Source organism: Gottfriedia solisilvae (genome assembly GCF_002128405.1).
Classification (GTDB): Bacteria; Bacillota; Bacilli; order Bacillales; family Bacillaceae_G; genus Gottfriedia; species Gottfriedia solisilvae.
In genome coordinates this window covers 557,149-574,398 of sequence record NZ_NETJ01000003.1, presented here as the reverse complement: position 1 = coordinate 574,398, position 17,250 = coordinate 557,149, and the positions used below count along the sequence as shown (strand labels likewise).

The following is a 17,250-nucleotide window of genomic DNA, read 5'->3' as shown; positions in this document are numbered from 1 at the left end:
TCTAAGAGACGCCCCTTCTACTTTAACGAAAAAAGAAAATGCGTTGATTTCCACTCCAGGATGCTCGCTTTCCATGGGGCGTGCGCTGAGCCTCCTCGACGCATTCGCGTCTGTGGGGTCTCAGCTGTCCCGCATCTCCCATAGGAGTCGAGCACCTTCCGTTCCAATCTTGTTATTTTTATAAGGACTCTTTAAAAACTTTTTTAATACCTAGAATGTTTAAAAAGCTATACTCTTAAATAGTGAAAATCTACTACTTTTTGGTGACCCCTATCTCTCTTTCTCCAAAAAAGTTTGTAAGTCCAAGTCTTTAAACGGCGTTACCATTATTCCCTCTTTTCTATTATCCTTTTTTAACTCAATAAAAAAACTGACCATATCCTAAGCGATTTGGTCTTCTATTTTTTTATCTAATTACATTATCGTACTATTGACGGGATCCCGTTAATATCCTAGTATTTGCTCTTTACATCAATATCTTTATCTTTTAACAATTAGGAAATGAGTTTATATCCTGAACCATTTGAAATGGATAATGTTTCATTGCAAATTGCGCTTGGTATAAGTATTCCATTACATAAATTTCTCCGCCGTATGCGTTACATAATATACCCGATATACCTTGACCATTCATTAATGATACGCCTACTGGTCTTCCAATTAAATATTGTAGATTTTGTTGCCAAGCCATCGTTTTACCCCCTCGGTCGATTTCTATACGATATGAAAAATCATTCTACAAGTGCCTGACTCTTCACCGTGACTATTATCATTCAAAGATAACTAGTGAAATTCTCATAATCAGAAATGAAAAACATTTTAAGTAATGAACTATAACTAAAATGGTTAATTTACCAACTTTAGGAAATAATACCTTTATATTTTATTACTCATTTTGGGGGAACAAATAATGCTTAAAAAATTGCTTTCTTTCATTCCTGATTACATGATTTTTATCCAAGCTTTTATTACTTTTATAGTTCCTTTTTCATTATGGAAATTTTTTAAATGGGTTCATTTAATGGAGAAAGAGTGATAAAAAATGAAACGGTGGAGATCCAAATTTAATCAAGAGCAAGAACAAGAGCAAAATACACCAAATAATCCTACATCGTCAGATAAAAGTTTATCGGGTAATCTTACTTACGATTTAAAAGTTATCAAAAAAGAAATCGGCCATAATTCTGATGTGAAATTTCGTGAATTTCAATTAGGTGATACAACTGTTCAAGTTGCGGTTGTTTTCATCGATGGTCTTTGTGATATTGAATTAATTCAAACTCATATCATGGGTGGATTGATGTTAGGATTAACATCTTTAGCCACTAAGCAGCAATTAGAAGATGACATCGAACAGCAAAGTGAGCGTTTAAGTAAGTATATTAGGAATCAATCTTTGACTGTGTGTACTTTGAAGGAAGTGCACACAATTGATGATTTAAAATCGGGTGTCTTATTCGGCGCAATTTGTTTATTAGTAGATGGTTTGTCCGAATGCTTTTTATTAGGTGAAGCATCAACTAAATCAAGAGCTATTGATGAACCAGACTCGGAAGCTCTAGTTCGTGGACCCCGAGTGGGGTTTGTTGAGCACTTATGTGATAATACTGCCCTACTGCGACGTAGCGGAAGAAATCAAAATTTATCAATTCTAGGGTTTGAAGTCGGCGAGGTTTCAAAAAAAGAGCTCGTTATTGTGTATATTGAAGGCATTGCTGAACCTCAATTAATTGAAGAAGTAAAGAAAAGAATAAAAAGAATTAAAATTGATGCTGTCCCAGATTCCGGATATATTGAACAACTCATCGAGGATAACTATTTAAGTCCGTTCCCACAAGTACAAAGCACTGAGAGACCGGACCGAGTGATGAGTGCATTAATGGAAGGAAGAGTAGCACTTATTTTAGATGGTTCACCTTTTGCATTAATTGTTCCAGTCACATTTCAGATGTTATTACAATCACCTGAAGATTATTATGAAAGATGGATTGCAGCGACTTTAATTAGAATTCTACGATTTGTCGCTTCATTTATTTCTTTATTTGCCCCATCATTATACATTGCATTTATATCGTTTCATCAAGGATTAATTCCTACTAAGCTTGTTTTTCACATCGCTGTAACTAGAGGTGGCGTACCATTTCCTCCTTTGATTGAAGCTTTAATCATGGAAGTTTCAATTGAGGTTCTAAGAGAAGCTGGATTACGATTACCAAAACCAATCGGTCAATCACTTGGTATTGTTGGCGGATTAATCATTGGTGAAGCAGCCGTAGAAGCTGGGATTGTTAGTTCTATTATGGTAATCGTTGTAGCTGTTACAGCGATATCATCATTTACTTTGCCACAATATAATGTTGGCATTGCACTTCGAATGCTCCGCTTCATTTCAATGTTATTCGCTAGTGTATTCGGATTGTATGGGGTCGTCCTATTTTCACTTTTACTTTGCAGCCATGTAGTCAAACTAAAAAGCTTTGGCGTTCCATATTTAAGCCCTTCTGCTCCATTTCGCTTTACAGATTGGAAAGATTTCATTATAAGAGGCCCATTATTCTTGATGAAACGTCGGCCAAAAAATTTACAATCAAAAAATTCGATTAGAGAGAAGTAATCAATAGAATGGAGGGTTAAACTTTTATGAACTCAAATCCTGTAGATCGAATATCTACCTATCAAGTAGTAATGTTTCTAGCCAATTTCATACTAGGAGCCGGTATTTTAACATTACCTAGAACATTAACCGAAAAAGTAGGTACTCCTGATGCATGGATTGGCATTATATTGAGTGGATTGTTCATTATTTTGATTGCATTATTGATTGTCAGACTTTGCAAAAAATTTCCGAACGAAACATTATATCAATTTAGTCAAAAACTTGTTGGAAAATGGTTTGGCATCATAATCAGTATGATTATCATCATCTATTATATTTGCCTTTCTGCTTTTGAAGTACGCTCGATGGCTGAAACTACAATGTTATATTTACTTCAAGGAACTCCGACGTGGGCAGTTATGATGCCATTTTTATGGATTGGTCTATATTTAGTGATCGGTGGAGTCAATTCAATCGCTCGAATGTTAGAGATTATCTTTCCAATCACAGTTTTATGTTTTTTGCTCGTTATTTTTTTAGGAATTGGGATATTTGAGATTGATAATCTACGACCTGTGTTAGGAATGGGTATTAAACCTGTATTAAAGGGATTGACGACAACTTCTCTTTCATTTGCAGGATTCGAAATCTTTCTAGTGATATTTATGTTTATGAAGGAGAAAAAAAACGCTTCGAAAGCAACAATTTTTGGTATTGGGATTCCTTTAATATTCTATACGATTACAGTTATATCAGTAGTAGGATCGTTTTCGGTAGCTGGTGTCGTATCTCAAACATGGCCAGTACTCACATTTGTCCGAAGCTATGAAATAACAGGCTTATTTTTTGAAAGATTTGATTCAATTTTACTTGTTATATGGATTATGCAAATCTTCGCCACATTTATCGTATCATTTTTTGCAGCAGCACTTGGTATGGCCCAAATATTTAATAAAAAAAGTTTCCATCCTTTTTTATTCCTTATCATTCCTTTGATATACTTAATTGCTATGATTCCAGAGGACATAAATGGTGTCTTTAAAATGGGCGATCTATTAGGTAATTTTTCATTTTATACATTTGGTGCCTTAACTATATTTTTATTATTTGTTTCATTTGTGAAGGAAAAAGTAAATGGGAAAATTTAATCAAACTCTACTGTTGTCTTTTATGTTACTATCAATTTTAGTTTTATTAACTGGTTGTTGGAGTAATAAGCCAATTGAGGAGCTTAACATTATTGTTGGTTCATCTATTGATAAAGATCAAGATCAACAAATAAAATCTACCCTTCAGTATGTTGTACCTGAAGCAATGGCTAAAAAGGCTGGTGGGTCAACCTCACAGCAAAAGCCTTATATTAATGTGTCTGCAGTCGCAAATTCGCTAGAACCTGCCGGATGGAAAACAACATTACAGAGAGAAGGTATCATTTTTGGACCGCATCAAAAAACAGTTATCATTAGTGAAGAAATCGCTCGTGAAACCCCATTAAGACAAATAGCAGATTTATATTATAGAGATATAGATATTCGAGGAAGTACACACGTATTTATTGCAAAAGGCCGAGCAGATCAAACGCTCGAAACAAAAGAACAAAATGTGATTCCAGCACTACGAATAGCAGAAATTGCAACACAATCATTTACGACAGAAGTTTTAACGGATACTACGCTAATGAAAATATGGGGTAGTATTAATTCAGGCTCTAGCTTTCTTTTACAAATGTTAGATTCTACTTCTGGTGAAGTGTCATTTAATGGGGCAGCTGTAATTGGTAGCACTTCTAAAATGATTGGTTTTTTAAATAAAAAAGAAGTAGAAGGAATTAATTGGTTAACTGGAGAAGGTAAAGGTGGTTATGTGAAAGCATATCTGAAGGAAGAAGATAAGCCAACATATTATCAGATAGGATCAATGAAAAGTAAAATTAAGCCACATGTTAAAGGCAAGGATATTTCATTCGATGTATCAATTGAATCTGAAGGCAGAATTGCAGAATATTGGAATCCACATCTTAAAGAAGCATTCAATAATAAAAATGTTAAACATATAGAAAAAGCAGCTGAAATAGAAGTGCAAAGAATAGTTGAAAATGTAATAAAAAAAACTCAAAAGGAATTAAAGGTAGATGTTGTTGGATTCGGAAATCAGTTAAGAATTCAAGAACCGAGGCTTTGGAATAAAATAAAAAATCATTGGGATGAAGATTTCAGTAAAGCAAGCATTCATTATAAGGTTGATTTAACAATAAAAGATTACGGAATGCTGGGCTCTAAAAATAATAAATAAAAATCCAAAATAAAAAAGCTCAAACTCTAATGGTTAGATGTTTGAGCTTTAAATCATTCCAAGGAGGATGAAATTTAATTCTATCCAATTCAATTGAATGATTATTTTATACTTTATTAATATTTTTTATACTAAAAGTTTTAATGAGTTTTTACAACTGCAAAAACTGTCTCCTAGACTTCTGCTTCTTTATGATGATTGATCGCAGCAGTATACAAATTTTCTAACCGCTGAGATACATGCGAAAATTCAAAGTTGGATTCCACGAAAGCTCGTCCTTCTTTTGCCAATTTATTTTTTGCTTCCAGATTTGAAAATAAGAACAAAATGGCTTCAACAAAAGCATCCGAGTTTGTGTAATCATCTATTACATAGCCATTTTTCATATGCTCGATAATTTCTGCATTTCCACCTCTGTTTGTAGTAATGATTGGTAAGCCTGTCCCCATCGCTTCATAATGAACCCTTGCTAAAGGTTCTTGCCATTGTGAGCTGCACACAAAAACATCTCCAATTAAAAAATGTGTTGGAATGTCATTTGGTGGAACAAATCCAGTAAAAATCACTTTATCCTTACCTAATGATTCAGCTTGTTCTCTAATTTTCAAACCATATTCATCTATTCGATCTTCACTGAACCATTTACTCCCAACTATGACTAGTACAGAATTACTATATTTATTAATTACTTTCTTCATTGCTTCAATTAAAACATCTGGACCTTTTACTGCACTCAATCGTCCAACGAATAAAACAACTTTTTTATCTTCTACCCCATATTTTTGTCTTAACTCTTTTCTTTTCTCCTGTACTTCTTTATCCCAATAAGGTTTATACCTTTTCAAATCGATGCCAGAATAAACAGCTTTGATTTTATTTTTGGCGTGTGGAAAGCGTTCAATGACTGTTTGTCCTATATATTCACTAATTGTCATGATTCGATCTACTGCTTGAATCACTAAATTCCCCATCTCGAAGGAAATTTTACCTTCTTTAAACATTTCATTATGGAGACTTAAAACGAAGCGACTCTCTGGCATGGAATTCTTATAAACTAGTAAATCACGAGGCCGGTTAAAAACATGGACTAAATCGTACACTTCATGTTTCTCTCTCTTTTTAGAAAGTTCAATTCCTATATTAAATACATAATTCTGTTTTGGTACACGGATATATTCAACCCCATTCACGACTCCCCGTTCTGGTAGATCGGGATGTGTAATTCCGAAAATAGTCAATTCATGGTGGGCATTTAAGTGAGGTGTAACACCATCAATTAGTACTTGTATTGCCCCTCCACCAACAGGAGGTACAGGAAACATTTCTGTACAAATTAATGCAATTTTAATTGTAGACCACTCCTTTCATTCACATGAAACAAAAATAAAAACGAACAATCATCTATCATCTCTTTGTAATCTATGATGTTAAAAATGTTTAGAAACGGCGAATCTACTAATTAGTGGACTTAATCATTTAATAAATTAAAATTTGGATTTATTCTACTAAAATTGATCTAACTCTTATTTTAAGATTTTAAGATTTTATAATTAACTTCTAGTAAATACTTTCCAAACAAAAAGCGATTACTAGATGTGAAAGTAATAAATAGCATGCTAACTGTACTTACCCATTTGCAAAAATTGTAGATTTTAGAGATTTCAAATACTGAAACTGTCTAAATATCATATCTTCAATTTATATTAACTATTTTTAATTGGTAAATTATTACCATTTTTAATAGTACCTCTATTGTACTCACTGATATATCACTTGTGTATTACCCCCCTTTAAAATAGAACTAATTGCTCAAGTATTCCAAATTAACCTTTTCTATTTCGTGACTATTTAAGGGATGAAACAATTTACACATGTAAAATGTATCTGTTTTACGACATACTTTTACAATATTCCTAATATTAAAAATTGTTTGAACAATGTAAATTATGATGTTACGATGGTGTCCTGAGTCAAAAATGTTAACCATAGGAGGAATTTTAGTGAACAAAAAAACATTGGCAATTGGATTATCTTTTGGATTAGCGGTTAGTTCATTATCAGTTTCATCTGCATTTGCAGAACCAAAAAATGTCTTATCAAATTATAAGTACAATGAGAAAGTTGGATCTCCTGAATTCGTATCAGGTAATTTAACAAAGCCATCTTCAAAAAGTGCTGAGTCGATTGTTTTTGACTATGTAAACGGCAACAAAGACAAATTTAAATTAGGCTCTAAAAGTGCTTCTGAATCATTCACTGTTAAATCAAAAGCAAAAGACAAACTTGGTTACACTTCAATTAAGTTGCAACAAGTGTATAATGGTGTACCAGTATGGGGTTCAACTCAAGCAGCAGTTGTTAACGAAGATGGTGTCTTAACTACATTTTCTGGAACAGTTTTACCTGAACTTGACACAAAAAAGGGACTGAAATCAGAAAAGAAAGTAAACGAGAATAAGTCAATCTCAATTGCAGAAGAAGATCTTGGTTTTATTCCTGAATATGAAAAATCACCGACAGCTGATTTAGTTGTTTACTCTACTGGGGATGAAGCTACATACGCTTACCTTGTAAATTTAAATTTCTTATCTCCAAAGCCTGGTAATTATAACTATTTTATAGAAGCATCAACGGGTAAAATTTTAAATAAATACAATGATCTTGATGAAGCACATGGTAATCAAGATCAAAAAACGGTTACCGCTGCTGCTAAACCAGGTGGTGGGACATTAACTGGAACAAATACAACTGGAACTGGTTATGGCGTACTTGGAGATTCGAAAACGTTAAACATGTTACTTTCTGGATCTTATTATTATTTACAAGATAATACGAGAGGAAATGGCGTTTTCACATACGATGCTGCTAATCGAACTCGTCTGTCTGGATCTTTATGGTCAAGTGTTGACACACTTTTAAATGCTTCATATGATAGAGCCGCTGTTGACGCTCATTACTATGCGGGTAAAACTTATGATTATTATAAAAATGTTTTCGGACGTAATTCTTATGATGGAAATGGTGGCGCATTAAAATCTAGCGTTCACTATGGTAGCAGATACAATAACGCATTTTGGAATGGTACGCAAATGGTTTACGGTGATGGAGATGGCTCTACATTTATCCCATTATCTGGTTCAGTTGACGTAGTAGCACATGAGTTAACACATGCTGTTACAGATACAAGCTCAGATTTAATTTATCAAAATGAATCTGGCGCATTAAATGAAGCAATTTCAGATATTTTTGGTACATTAGTTGAGTTTTATGCGAACAGCAATCCTGATTATGAAATCGGTGAAGATATCTATACTCCTTCTATTGCAAATGATGCTTTACGTTCTATGAGTGATCCTACAAAATATGGTGACCCTGATCATTACTCTAAACGTTATACTGGAACTAGTGATAATGGTGGCGTTCATACAAACAGCGGAATCATCAATAAACAAGCTTACCTATTAGCAAAAGGTGGCACTCATTACGGCGTAACTGTAGCGGGAATTGGAAATGATAAATTAGCTGCAATTTACTATCGTGCAAATACTGTCTACTTAACTGCATCTTCAACTTTCAGCCAAGCACGTGCAGCAGTAGTTCAAGCAGCATCAGATTTATATGGTGCAACTTCTGCTGAAGTTAGCTCAGTTAAAAATTCATTCAGTGCAGTAGGCATTAATTAATATTATTTAATGTAAAATCCAAAAGAATGCATACTTCCCCTTCTCTATAAAGTGAAGCCGGTTTCCTAAGAAAAGGAAATCGGCTTTTTTTAATTCAATTTTTCAACAAATGAAAAAGACTGTCTAAAGTTTATTAGACAGTCAAAAAGATTCTTTTCTATAAATGAAAGCGATCTAATAAATTCGTTTTCGCAAGATCTATGACATCATCTGCATGACCGTTTAAAACAGCTTTAAGCGTCCATAATGTAAAACCATGTGCTTGCTCTAAGGTTACTTTTGGCGGCATAGCTAACTCTTGACGATTTACAACTACATCTACCAAAAATGGTCCATTATGATCAAAGGCACGTTGTAATGCAGATTGTAATTCAGCCGGATCCTCAACACGAATGCCTTCAATTCCCATTGCCAAAGCAACATTTGCAAAATTAGGATTTGATAGACTAGTTCCTGTCTCTAAATATCCAGCTGCTTTCATTTCAAGTTCTACAAAACTTAGAGCACTGTTATTAAAAACGATTACTTTTACTGGCAAGTGATGCTGATGTAATGTTAATAAATCTCCCATTAGCATGGACAATCCACCATCTCCACATAAAGCAATCACTTGATTTGACGACTTTGCAACTTGAGCACCAAGCGCTTGAGGTAGTGCATTTGCCATTGTCCCATGATTAAACGAACCAAGTAATCTTCTTTTACCATTCATACGTAGATATCTTGCAGACCAAAGCGTAGGCGTACCAACATCACATGTAAAGATTGCATCTTCACTTGCTAGGTCGCTAATTACCTTTGTTAAATATTGTGGATGTATGGGCTTCCGTCCTGGTTTACCAATTGCAAAACTATCTAAATCTTTTCGTACATTTTCATATGCAGATACATACTTATTTAAATGGTCTGAATCTCGCTCTCCTTTTAATAGAGGTAATAATGATTGTATTGTCTCAGACACATCACCGCATAAACCATAGGTAACCATTGCTCTTCTTCCTAGATGCTCTGCTCTTATATCTACTTGTAAGATGATTGCATCCTTTGGATAAAACTGTCTGTATGGAAAATCTGTTCCAAGCATTAACAATATATCAGCATCCATAATGGCATGATATCCAGATGAATAACCAATTAATCCAGTTAACCCGGCATTATATGGATTGTCATATTCAAGATGCTCTTTCCCTCTAAGTGCAATTACCATCGGAGATTTTAACTTTTCACAAAGCTGCATTAAAAGTGAATGCGCACCCTCACATCCTGCTCCGCAAAGTAGTGTAATTTTTTTATCTTCATTTAAATAGTCTGCTAGTCGTTCTAACTCTAGTTTAGATGGCCTAATGACAGGTGTCGTAACATGAATCACTTGTTCCGGGATCGATTCCTTATCTTCTAGTGCTGCAATATCACCTGGCAAAACAAGTACTGACACCCCTTTACGAGATATGGCATGTTGCATTGCAATCGTAGCCAAGCGAGGCATATGCTCTGGCCTTGTGACTGTCTCACAATAATGACTACATTCTTTAAATAATTGCTCAGGATTTGTTTGTTGAAAATACTCCCCACCAGTTTCAACACTAGGTATATGTGCTGCAATTGCAAGAACTGGTATACGACTTCGATGGCAGTCATACAGTCCATTAATTAAATGGAGATTTCCAGGTCCACTACTTCCTGCACATACAGCAATACTTCCGCTTAATAAAGCATCTGAACCAGCTGCAAAAGCAGCAACTTCCTCATGTCTAACTGAAATCCACTCTATTTTTTTAGATTTTCGAATGGAATCCAAAACTGCATTAAGTGAGTCTCCCACTATACCATAAATTCGTTTAACACCTGCTTGCAGTAAAGATTCGATTAATAAATCAGCAATTGTCTTCCTCATATAGTTCTCCTTATCCAATTGAATGTTGACCGAATTTCTAATAGAAAAGAATCAGGTCAAAATTGTTAGATGTCAATTTACTAAACTTATGGTTTACGATTGTCTAAAGTGATATACATAAATTTCAATTTCTGGTTCAATTTGGAACTTTTTTCAAAACCAATTGTCATGAATGATCATTGAAATAAAAAAGAACAACTACATGATTAGTAGTTGTTCCTGATCTTTTATTGAATCCCAAGTGAACTTTTCACAGTTTCTAATGTCTGTGATTTATATTTTTTCTTAGGCGTTGGCGCATTGTTAATTGTAGGATTTTGCATTAAATAATTCTTTTCTACAAATGCCATGTCTTTTACATCAACAACACCATCAAAGTTGATATCCGCTGCTCGTTTATTCGTTCCCCAATAAGTTTGTAAATAGATCGCATCCAATACATCAATTACATCATCTTTATTTACATCCCCTGCGATTGCTGGATTTAATTTATAGTAAAGATTTTGATTCGTGACTTTTCCATCTTCATGGAATCCAATAGTAAAGTCTTTGTGAACTGTAAAGTGTCCTGGGAAATCAATTGTAAACTCATATTGATCGTCAGTTAATGGTAAATTTGGGATTTCGAAAACAACTGAAGAATTGTTTTTCCCATTGTAAACTGTTCCATTTGAACTTGTTGCTTTTACGTTAACGCCTAATTTTGAATAATCAATTGATTGTGTTGCGGATCCAGTTGGACCTAAGAAAGCCTCGGCACCTTTACTTCCACGAAATAATGAACTCGTATTTTCCATGTAGAAAATCGATGGGTTTCCACTTGGAACTACTTTTGATGTATTATTCGTATCTGTAACTGTAACACTCGACATATAAGCCGGGAACATAGCTGGAAATGGCGTATACACATTTCCCATTTTAAATTCTACGTCTGCTAGTTTTAATTCTCCAGCTAAAGGTGTAACCCCATCTTTTGATGTAATTGTTACCGTTGCTTCAGAAGTATTTGAACCACTACTAATTGCTTTATCTGTAACAGTAACGTTTACTTTATCTGCAACGCTAGAGTGTGGTGTAATGTTCATCGTTGCCACATTTGTATAATGATAGAATTTATACACAACTTGTTTTACACCACTAGCTTTATTTAAAGTCAACGTTGCATGAGCTGTTTCACCCATCTTTGCAGTACGTTTTTCAGGTTGTATAAAACCATATGTAACATCATCGCGTGTTACAAAAATCTCTCTACCTTCTTTAAACGTTTTATTCGAAGCTGCATCCATAGAATAGAATGATAGTAACATAGCCCTTGTTGGGTTTGTCGGAATCGTAGCCGTGAACGTACCATCTGGATTTACAGGCACAGAAACCGCTCTTCCACCTAATTGATCTTGATAATATACTTTTGTACTTCCTTGGTTAAAACTCATTCCAAGCTTATGCATTTCTTCCGTTTCTTTATCATAAACAGATCCAGAAATTGTGACACTTGTTTGACCGTTCTTATATTCAACTACATCAGAACTATTTACTGTCATTTTCGGTGCGGTGTTGTCAAAATAGAAAGGTGCATCTTGTGAGAATGTTTTTCCTGCATCATTTGTACCAATAATCTTTAGCTTATAATAACCAGGTTTTGCTAAATCTTGATTATATGCAATTGGTTGATCATCATCACCAGTAAACTTGTAGTAATATCCATTAAATATTTTAGAAATACCATAAGTAATATTTTCATCCATTCCTAAGCCATTAATCGTACCAACAAAACCTAAATCTTTTCCTGTATTACCATCTACAAGCACAACATCAAGTGTGCGCATATGAGATTTGATACTCATTATTGCATTTGTATAAATTAACTGACCACTATAAGCTGAATCAAATACTTGAGTAAATGCTTGTGGACTCATCGTAAGTGAATTAATTCCTTCTTCAACTGTTTTAATTGCAAAAGGAACTTGGAACGTTTCATCTGGATTATTTTGATTTGTATATGTTACAAATCCTTCGTAAATACCTAATTTTGCTGATTTCGGAACTGTAATGGCAACAGTTGATTTCTTTTTCGAATTGGCATCAACTTTAATTGATTTATCTGTAACAATCATTACCCCATTATCATCAGCATCTAACGACCCTCGACGCTCTGTTTGGAAACTAACTTTTACATCATATGTTTTTGCTTGATTACTATTGTTATAGATGTTCAATGAGCGTTGATCGCTAATATTTGTTCCAGCTGGAGCAAATACCCCGAATGAAAGTGCGCCTGTTAAGTCTTTAATCGTTTTTAGATTTCCTTTTTTATCATAACTACCTTTTGTCTCATCCATTATTTCAATTCTTGTTTTTGAATGAATTGCTTCATATGGATCTACTTGACCAGCTCCAGTTTCAAAAACACTATAATTTCCATTTAAAGGATCTGCTGTGTTCATTAATGTTTCTTTAATTTGTGCAGGAGTTAAGTTTGGATTTGCTTGTAATAATAATGCTGCAACACCAGCTACATTTGGCGTAGCCATTGAAGTACCAGACAAATTATCATATGCATATTCATATTTACCAACTTGATCAGCCCCATGCATGTAAGATGGTACAGTTGAGAATACAGCAACACCCGGTGCAGTAACTTCAGGCTTAATATCATATGTGATACGAGCTGGCCCACGAGAACTGAAAGAAGCTAATTTGCTACCTTCGTCTACTACTTTCCCCATTTCATCAAAAGAGAACAGTGAAGTTGTATCAAGTTTTGACGTAAGTTCACTTCCTTGCTCATAAGACATTGAGAATGTTGGGACTAATCCATAGCTTGATCCTAAATATGTTGGAATAAATCCTTCACCTGGTACATTATTGACTAATATTACTGCAATTGCACCATGATTTTTAGCAAATTTTATTTTATCTACCAGTGCAATAACTCCGCGGTTTACTAATGCAATCTTACCTTTTACATCAATTGATTTATAGTCAGCTTCTGTGCCGGAATTTGGAACTTGAACAATTGAATAATTACTTCCTGAAAGACTCTCTTCATTGTCTCCAAAACCTTTACCTAATAGTTTCATATCTGCTTTAACATCTACAGTACCATGGAAAGTTCCTTTAGATGTTGCAATCTCAGTTTTCGTATCGTTGGCACCAACTGTAATCGCTAAAGCTGAAGCTCCTGGAGCACCTAATGTATACGATCTATCTCCAGCATTTCCAGCAGCTACAACTGCTGTTACACCTGAAAGCACAGCATTATTTACTGCGATACTTTCAATATTCTCTGGGTCATTACTTGAATTTCCAAGCGATAAATTAATGACGTCCATTCCATCTGCAACCGATTTATCAATTCCACCTAAAACACTCTCCGTTGAACCAGAACCAAATTCTCCCAAAACACGATAAACATAAAGGTCAGCGTCTGGTGCTACACCTGTTACTGCGTAATCTGCATTATTTTTTCCATTTCCAGCGATGATACCAGATACATGGGTACCATGCTCTGTATAAAAAGTTGACCCTGTAAGAGGATCAGTTTCTGCTAATCCAGATTTCTTCCAATCATCATATGTAGTCTCCATTGGATCTGCATCATTATCTACAAAATCCCATCCTTTTACTGCGCTTGGCGAAATGGATTTTGGGTCTACTCCTTTTTGTGCACGGTATCCTTTGTATGCGTCTGTTAAATCAGGATGATTGTAATCAATACCAGTATCTATTACACCTACCTTAATCCCTTTTCCAGTAAATCCTTCATCATGTAACTGATTAATTCCTGGGAATACTTCATTTGCTATTTTTTTTGCTTCTGTATTGCTTTCTGTTTTAGTAGGTGGTTCAACTTTAATAACCTGATTAGGCCATATTGCTTTTACAACTTTTGATTTTAATAATGACTTCACTTTATTTGCAGGAAGCTCCATAGATACTCCGTTTAGTGAGCTATTATACTTTAGTTTGATTTTGAATACATTTTTATTTTCACTTAAATCTTCTTTATAAATAGATTCAAGGTCATTTTTAAATGTTTCTTGTGCTTCTCTTGCATTTTGTTCAGCTTCTGAAATAGATAGACTATTTCCATTTGTTGCTTCTTCAATTACTGCAACTTTTGCTGGTTTGTCTTTAAACTCAACAATAACTGATAAGTTATCTGTACTCTCTAAATCTACCGAATCAGGTAATTGTAAGCCTTCTTGACTAGTAGCTTTTAATTTTTGAAGAGCCTCTCGTTGTTCAACCGTTAATTTTGAAAGGATTTCTTCAATAGAAGCAGTTGAAGCTGCTTTTACAATTGATTGTTGCGGTTTTACTGGTATTGAGTTAAATAAAACTCCAGTACTTAAAGTTAATATTGCTGTCCCTTTTATAAAACGATTCATTCTTCTCTCCCCTTCTTGCATTAATTATCTTTCTGACTTGATTATAAGGAGATTTGACAGTATTTATTTTTCTCAAAATTCTATCAATTACCGAAAAACTCTTCGTCAAACTTCGACAACTCCAACAAAAAAAGAGCTGTAATCAGCTCTACACTTGCGTAACTTCTTTGTAATCACTATTTTTTTCATCGCTTAACATTTGCATATATTTGCCATCTAGGCCATCTGTTAAATGTCCTCTATAATGCCAAATAGCCAGAAGACATTTTTTAAATTTCTCAAGTATTCCAGCATTTTTCACTTTTATAGCAACATCAATTAATTCATTTAATCCATTCTCGTAATCTTCTATTTCACATTTTAAGAGAGCAGTAGCATAGCAGTAATCTAAATATAATTGCTGCTGATATAGATTTGAACTATTCTCCATTTCAAAAATCTCTTTTTCATGCCTTTTTAATAGCTGACATGCACATTCAAATTTTCCCAATTTCACATATGCCTCTATGATTCTAGGTAATCCTACAGACAGATCTTCTCTATCTTTTAACCATTCATAATATTCATCAGCATACTGTAATTCACCAAAATCAATCCTTGCAACAAATCGATTGCCAATTGCAATGTCTGAAAAATATTGATTCACCTTTTCATATTTTTCTATTATATTTAATACTTCTTTTAATGAATGACTTAATCTTGTTAAAGCAAATCCTTGATAAACGAGAGCATAGCCATAATGTTGATCAAGCTTGGCAATTTTTTCTAGACGCTTCGCGTAATGGAAAACCTTGTCCCAATCTTTTAACATATAATAAGTTGCAGTAATCCATAAAAATGTTAATTCTTGAAAATCAGCTGGCATATAGCTTACATATTCTAAAACATGAACGAGTGTAGATGGCCCTTCTTCTGTTAATCTATTTACATAATACTTTCTAAAATAACTGATCGCTACTTCTTCAGATATTGAATCTGGCATATGGTGAATAATGATTTCATACAAAGGTAATGCTTCTTTTTCTTTTCCTTCCAAAAATAGCTTTTCAGCGATTTGAAATAAATTTTGTAGATTTTTTGTGCGAATTGTTTTTGACTTTTCCTCTAACATAACCGTAATCATAAATTCCAGTTCTTCCTTAAAACCATTAATAGCACATTTATAAATAAAAGCTACACTTCTGCGTTTATCTAAGTATCGATTTTGATTAAAACACAGTTGAGTATATAATCCATAAAAAGTTCCTTCATCAAGACCAAATGTTTTGGTCAGAGCATCCAAATAATGCAAAGATAGAGGTTTTTTATTATTAAAAACTCTACTGATATCACTAATATGAATCCCTGAATGTTTCGCTAAATCTGCTTTATTCCAATTTTTCACTTCCATTAGTTTGAGAAATTCATATAAAAGAATCTGGTTCATTATGATACCTCACTATATTATGTCATCGTTAAATGTTTTTTTAATTAGGTAAACATTCCATTAAAACTGTCTAAGTCCTCTTAATTAATGAAAAGATAATCTAGATGTATTAGACAGAAATCCCACATAGTTCAATTGTCATTAAAAGATTCAATAAAAAAAGCTCAAACCAAAATATGGTTTGAACTTTTTTCCTATTTTCATTAATAAAGTACTGGAATCACAATTCTTTAAATATCTGATTATTGATTAGAAGATAACTCAGATTTAATTTGTTGAACGACTTCTGGTTGTGCAGGTTCTGCTGGTTTATAGTAGCCCTTATTTAGCGCATAATTGTATAAAGTTCTTTGACGTGCTTCATCTTGGTTTCTAAGTTGTATTAAAGTTTGTCTTAATTCTGGATTATTTGATTCGTTTATAAATCCTGCATAACCCGTTAAACTTGCATTAATTCCTGCTAAGTAATCATTGACCATATCTTTATCCTGTAACATTGTCTTTCCTCCTTACCCTAAGAACGATAGTAGTTGTTGACGTGCTTGTCTTGCAGATTGAGCATCTCTTTGTAGCATTGCTTTTAATTCAGGATCAGCACATTGCTCTGCATATGTTTCTAATTTAGTAGCAATTGTACTATGTCCTCCGATAATATGACGGAGGTTTTCAACTTCAAGTTCAGTTAATGATTGATTCATTCTTACATCTCCTTTCAAAGCATAATACTTTATTAATTTTCCTAAATGTGGAAATTCTATTCGTGAAAATTTAAATTGATTGATCATATGATTTATGAGACACAAAGTTATTAAGATGGCGATTTCGATTTCTCTCTGAACTAGAAAAAATTGAAAATGAAAAAATGTCCCAAATGAAGGAATGATTCATTTGAGACATCTTATGTTTAAAAAATTAAATTAAATTGTTTTATTTTTATTGTTTTTTTACAGTATTACTTTTATTTCCAG

The 17,250-nt window shown here is 33.8% G+C and carries 11 protein-coding genes; 4 read left to right on the top strand and 7 right to left on the bottom strand.

Going from position 1 to position 17,250, the window contains the following annotated elements; all coding sequences use genetic code 11:
- Positions 1-487: 487 nt before the first annotated feature.
- The gene (locus CAB05_RS11915; RefSeq protein WP_088000053.1) at positions 488-691 is read right to left on the bottom strand and encodes a hypothetical protein; all 204 of its coding nucleotides are present in this window, start codon (positions 689-691) and stop codon (positions 488-490) included.
- A gap of 351 nt (positions 692-1,042) precedes the next feature.
- Between CAB05_RS11915 and CAB05_RS11905 the strand changes: the two genes are divergently transcribed.
- From CAB05_RS11905 to CAB05_RS11895, 3 genes are read left to right on the top strand one after another with little or no spacing between them, the layout of a single operon-like run.
- Complete coding sequence (locus CAB05_RS11905) at positions 1,043-2,614, top strand: spore germination protein (protein WP_088000051.1); 1,572 nt, start codon at positions 1,043-1,045, stop codon at positions 2,612-2,614.
- A 26-nt stretch (positions 2,615-2,640) separates the two neighbouring features.
- On the top strand, positions 2,641-3,744 hold the full coding sequence (locus tag CAB05_RS11900) for a GerAB/ArcD/ProY family transporter (protein WP_088000050.1): 1,104 nt from the start codon (positions 2,641-2,643) through the stop codon (positions 3,742-3,744).
- A complete protein-coding gene (locus tag CAB05_RS11895; RefSeq protein ID WP_088000049.1) occupies positions 3,731-4,888 on the top strand; it encodes a Ger(x)C family spore germination protein in 1,158 nt (385 codons plus the stop codon). The genes CAB05_RS11900 and CAB05_RS11895 overlap by 14 nt, the downstream gene beginning before the upstream one ends.
- A 173-nt stretch (positions 4,889-5,061) precedes the next feature.
- Here CAB05_RS11895 and CAB05_RS11890 read toward each other — a convergent pair whose 3' ends face one another.
- The gene (locus CAB05_RS11890) at positions 5,062-6,210 is read right to left on the bottom strand and encodes a glycosyltransferase family 4 protein (protein WP_235821436.1); all 1,149 of its coding nucleotides are present in this window, start codon (positions 6,208-6,210) and stop codon (positions 5,062-5,064) included.
- Between the two features lie 678 nt (positions 6,211-6,888).
- On the opposite strand from CAB05_RS11890, the gene CAB05_RS11885 reads away from it, so the two are divergent.
- Positions 6,889-8,571, top strand: coding sequence for a M4 family metallopeptidase (locus CAB05_RS11885; RefSeq protein ID WP_088000047.1), 1,683 nt, complete (start codon positions 6,889-6,891; stop codon positions 8,569-8,571).
- A 157-nt stretch (positions 8,572-8,728) separates the two neighbouring features.
- On the opposite strand, the gene poxB is transcribed toward CAB05_RS11885, so the two are convergent.
- The 5 genes from poxB to CAB05_RS11860 all read right to left on the bottom strand — a co-directional run bounded on the left by poxB (position 8,729) and on the right by CAB05_RS11860 (position 16,980).
- Positions 8,729-10,465: a ubiquinone-dependent pyruvate dehydrogenase gene (gene poxB, locus CAB05_RS11880; RefSeq protein ID WP_088000046.1), complete on the bottom strand. Its 1,737-nt coding sequence runs from the start codon at positions 10,463-10,465 to the stop codon at positions 8,729-8,731.
- 227 nt (positions 10,466-10,692) lie between these two features.
- Positions 10,693-14,856, bottom strand: coding sequence for a S8 family serine peptidase (locus CAB05_RS11875; protein WP_158093256.1), 4,164 nt, complete (start codon positions 14,854-14,856; stop codon positions 10,693-10,695).
- Between the two features lie 148 nt (positions 14,857-15,004).
- The gene (locus CAB05_RS11870) at positions 15,005-16,282 is read right to left on the bottom strand and encodes a helix-turn-helix domain-containing protein (protein WP_088000044.1); all 1,278 of its coding nucleotides are present in this window, start codon (positions 16,280-16,282) and stop codon (positions 15,005-15,007) included.
- A gap of 242 nt (positions 16,283-16,524) precedes the next feature.
- Entirely contained in the window at positions 16,525-16,779 is a 255-nt protein-coding gene (locus CAB05_RS11865) for a spore coat protein (RefSeq protein WP_088000043.1), read from the bottom strand.
- A 12-nt stretch (positions 16,780-16,791) separates the two neighbouring features.
- Positions 16,792-16,980: a hypothetical protein gene (locus tag CAB05_RS11860; RefSeq protein WP_088000042.1), complete on the bottom strand. Its 189-nt coding sequence runs from the start codon at positions 16,978-16,980 to the stop codon at positions 16,792-16,794.
- Positions 16,981-17,250 lie beyond the last annotated feature (270 nt).

Coding starts and splice junctions, on each gene's coding strand:
- CAB05_RS11915 (WP_088000053.1), bottom strand. CDS start 691: ATGGCTTGGCAACAAAATCTACAATATTTAATTGGAAGACCAGTAGGC.
- CAB05_RS11905 (WP_088000051.1), top strand. CDS start 1,043: ATGAAACGGTGGAGATCCAAATTTAATCAAGAGCAAGAACAAGAGCAA.
- CAB05_RS11900 (WP_088000050.1), top strand. CDS start 2,641: ATGAACTCAAATCCTGTAGATCGAATATCTACCTATCAAGTAGTAATG.
- CAB05_RS11895 (WP_088000049.1), top strand. CDS start 3,731: ATGGGAAAATTTAATCAAACTCTACTGTTGTCTTTTATGTTACTATCA.
- CAB05_RS11890 (WP_235821436.1), bottom strand. CDS start 6,210: ATGTTTCCTGTACCTCCTGTTGGTGGAGGGGCAATACAAGTACTAATT.
- poxB (WP_088000046.1), bottom strand. CDS start 10,465: ATGAGGAAGACAATTGCTGATTTATTAATCGAATCTTTACTGCAAGCA.
- CAB05_RS11875 (WP_158093256.1), bottom strand. CDS start 14,856: ATGAATCGTTTTATAAAAGGGACAGCAATATTAACTTTAAGTACTGGA.
- CAB05_RS11870 (WP_088000044.1), bottom strand. CDS start 16,282: ATGAACCAGATTCTTTTATATGAATTTCTCAAACTAATGGAAGTGAAA.
- CAB05_RS11865 (WP_088000043.1), bottom strand. CDS start 16,779: ATGTTACAGGATAAAGATATGGTCAATGATTACTTAGCAGGAATTAAT.
- CAB05_RS11860 (WP_088000042.1), bottom strand. CDS start 16,980: ATGAATCAATCATTAACTGAACTTGAAGTTGAAAACCTCCGTCATATT.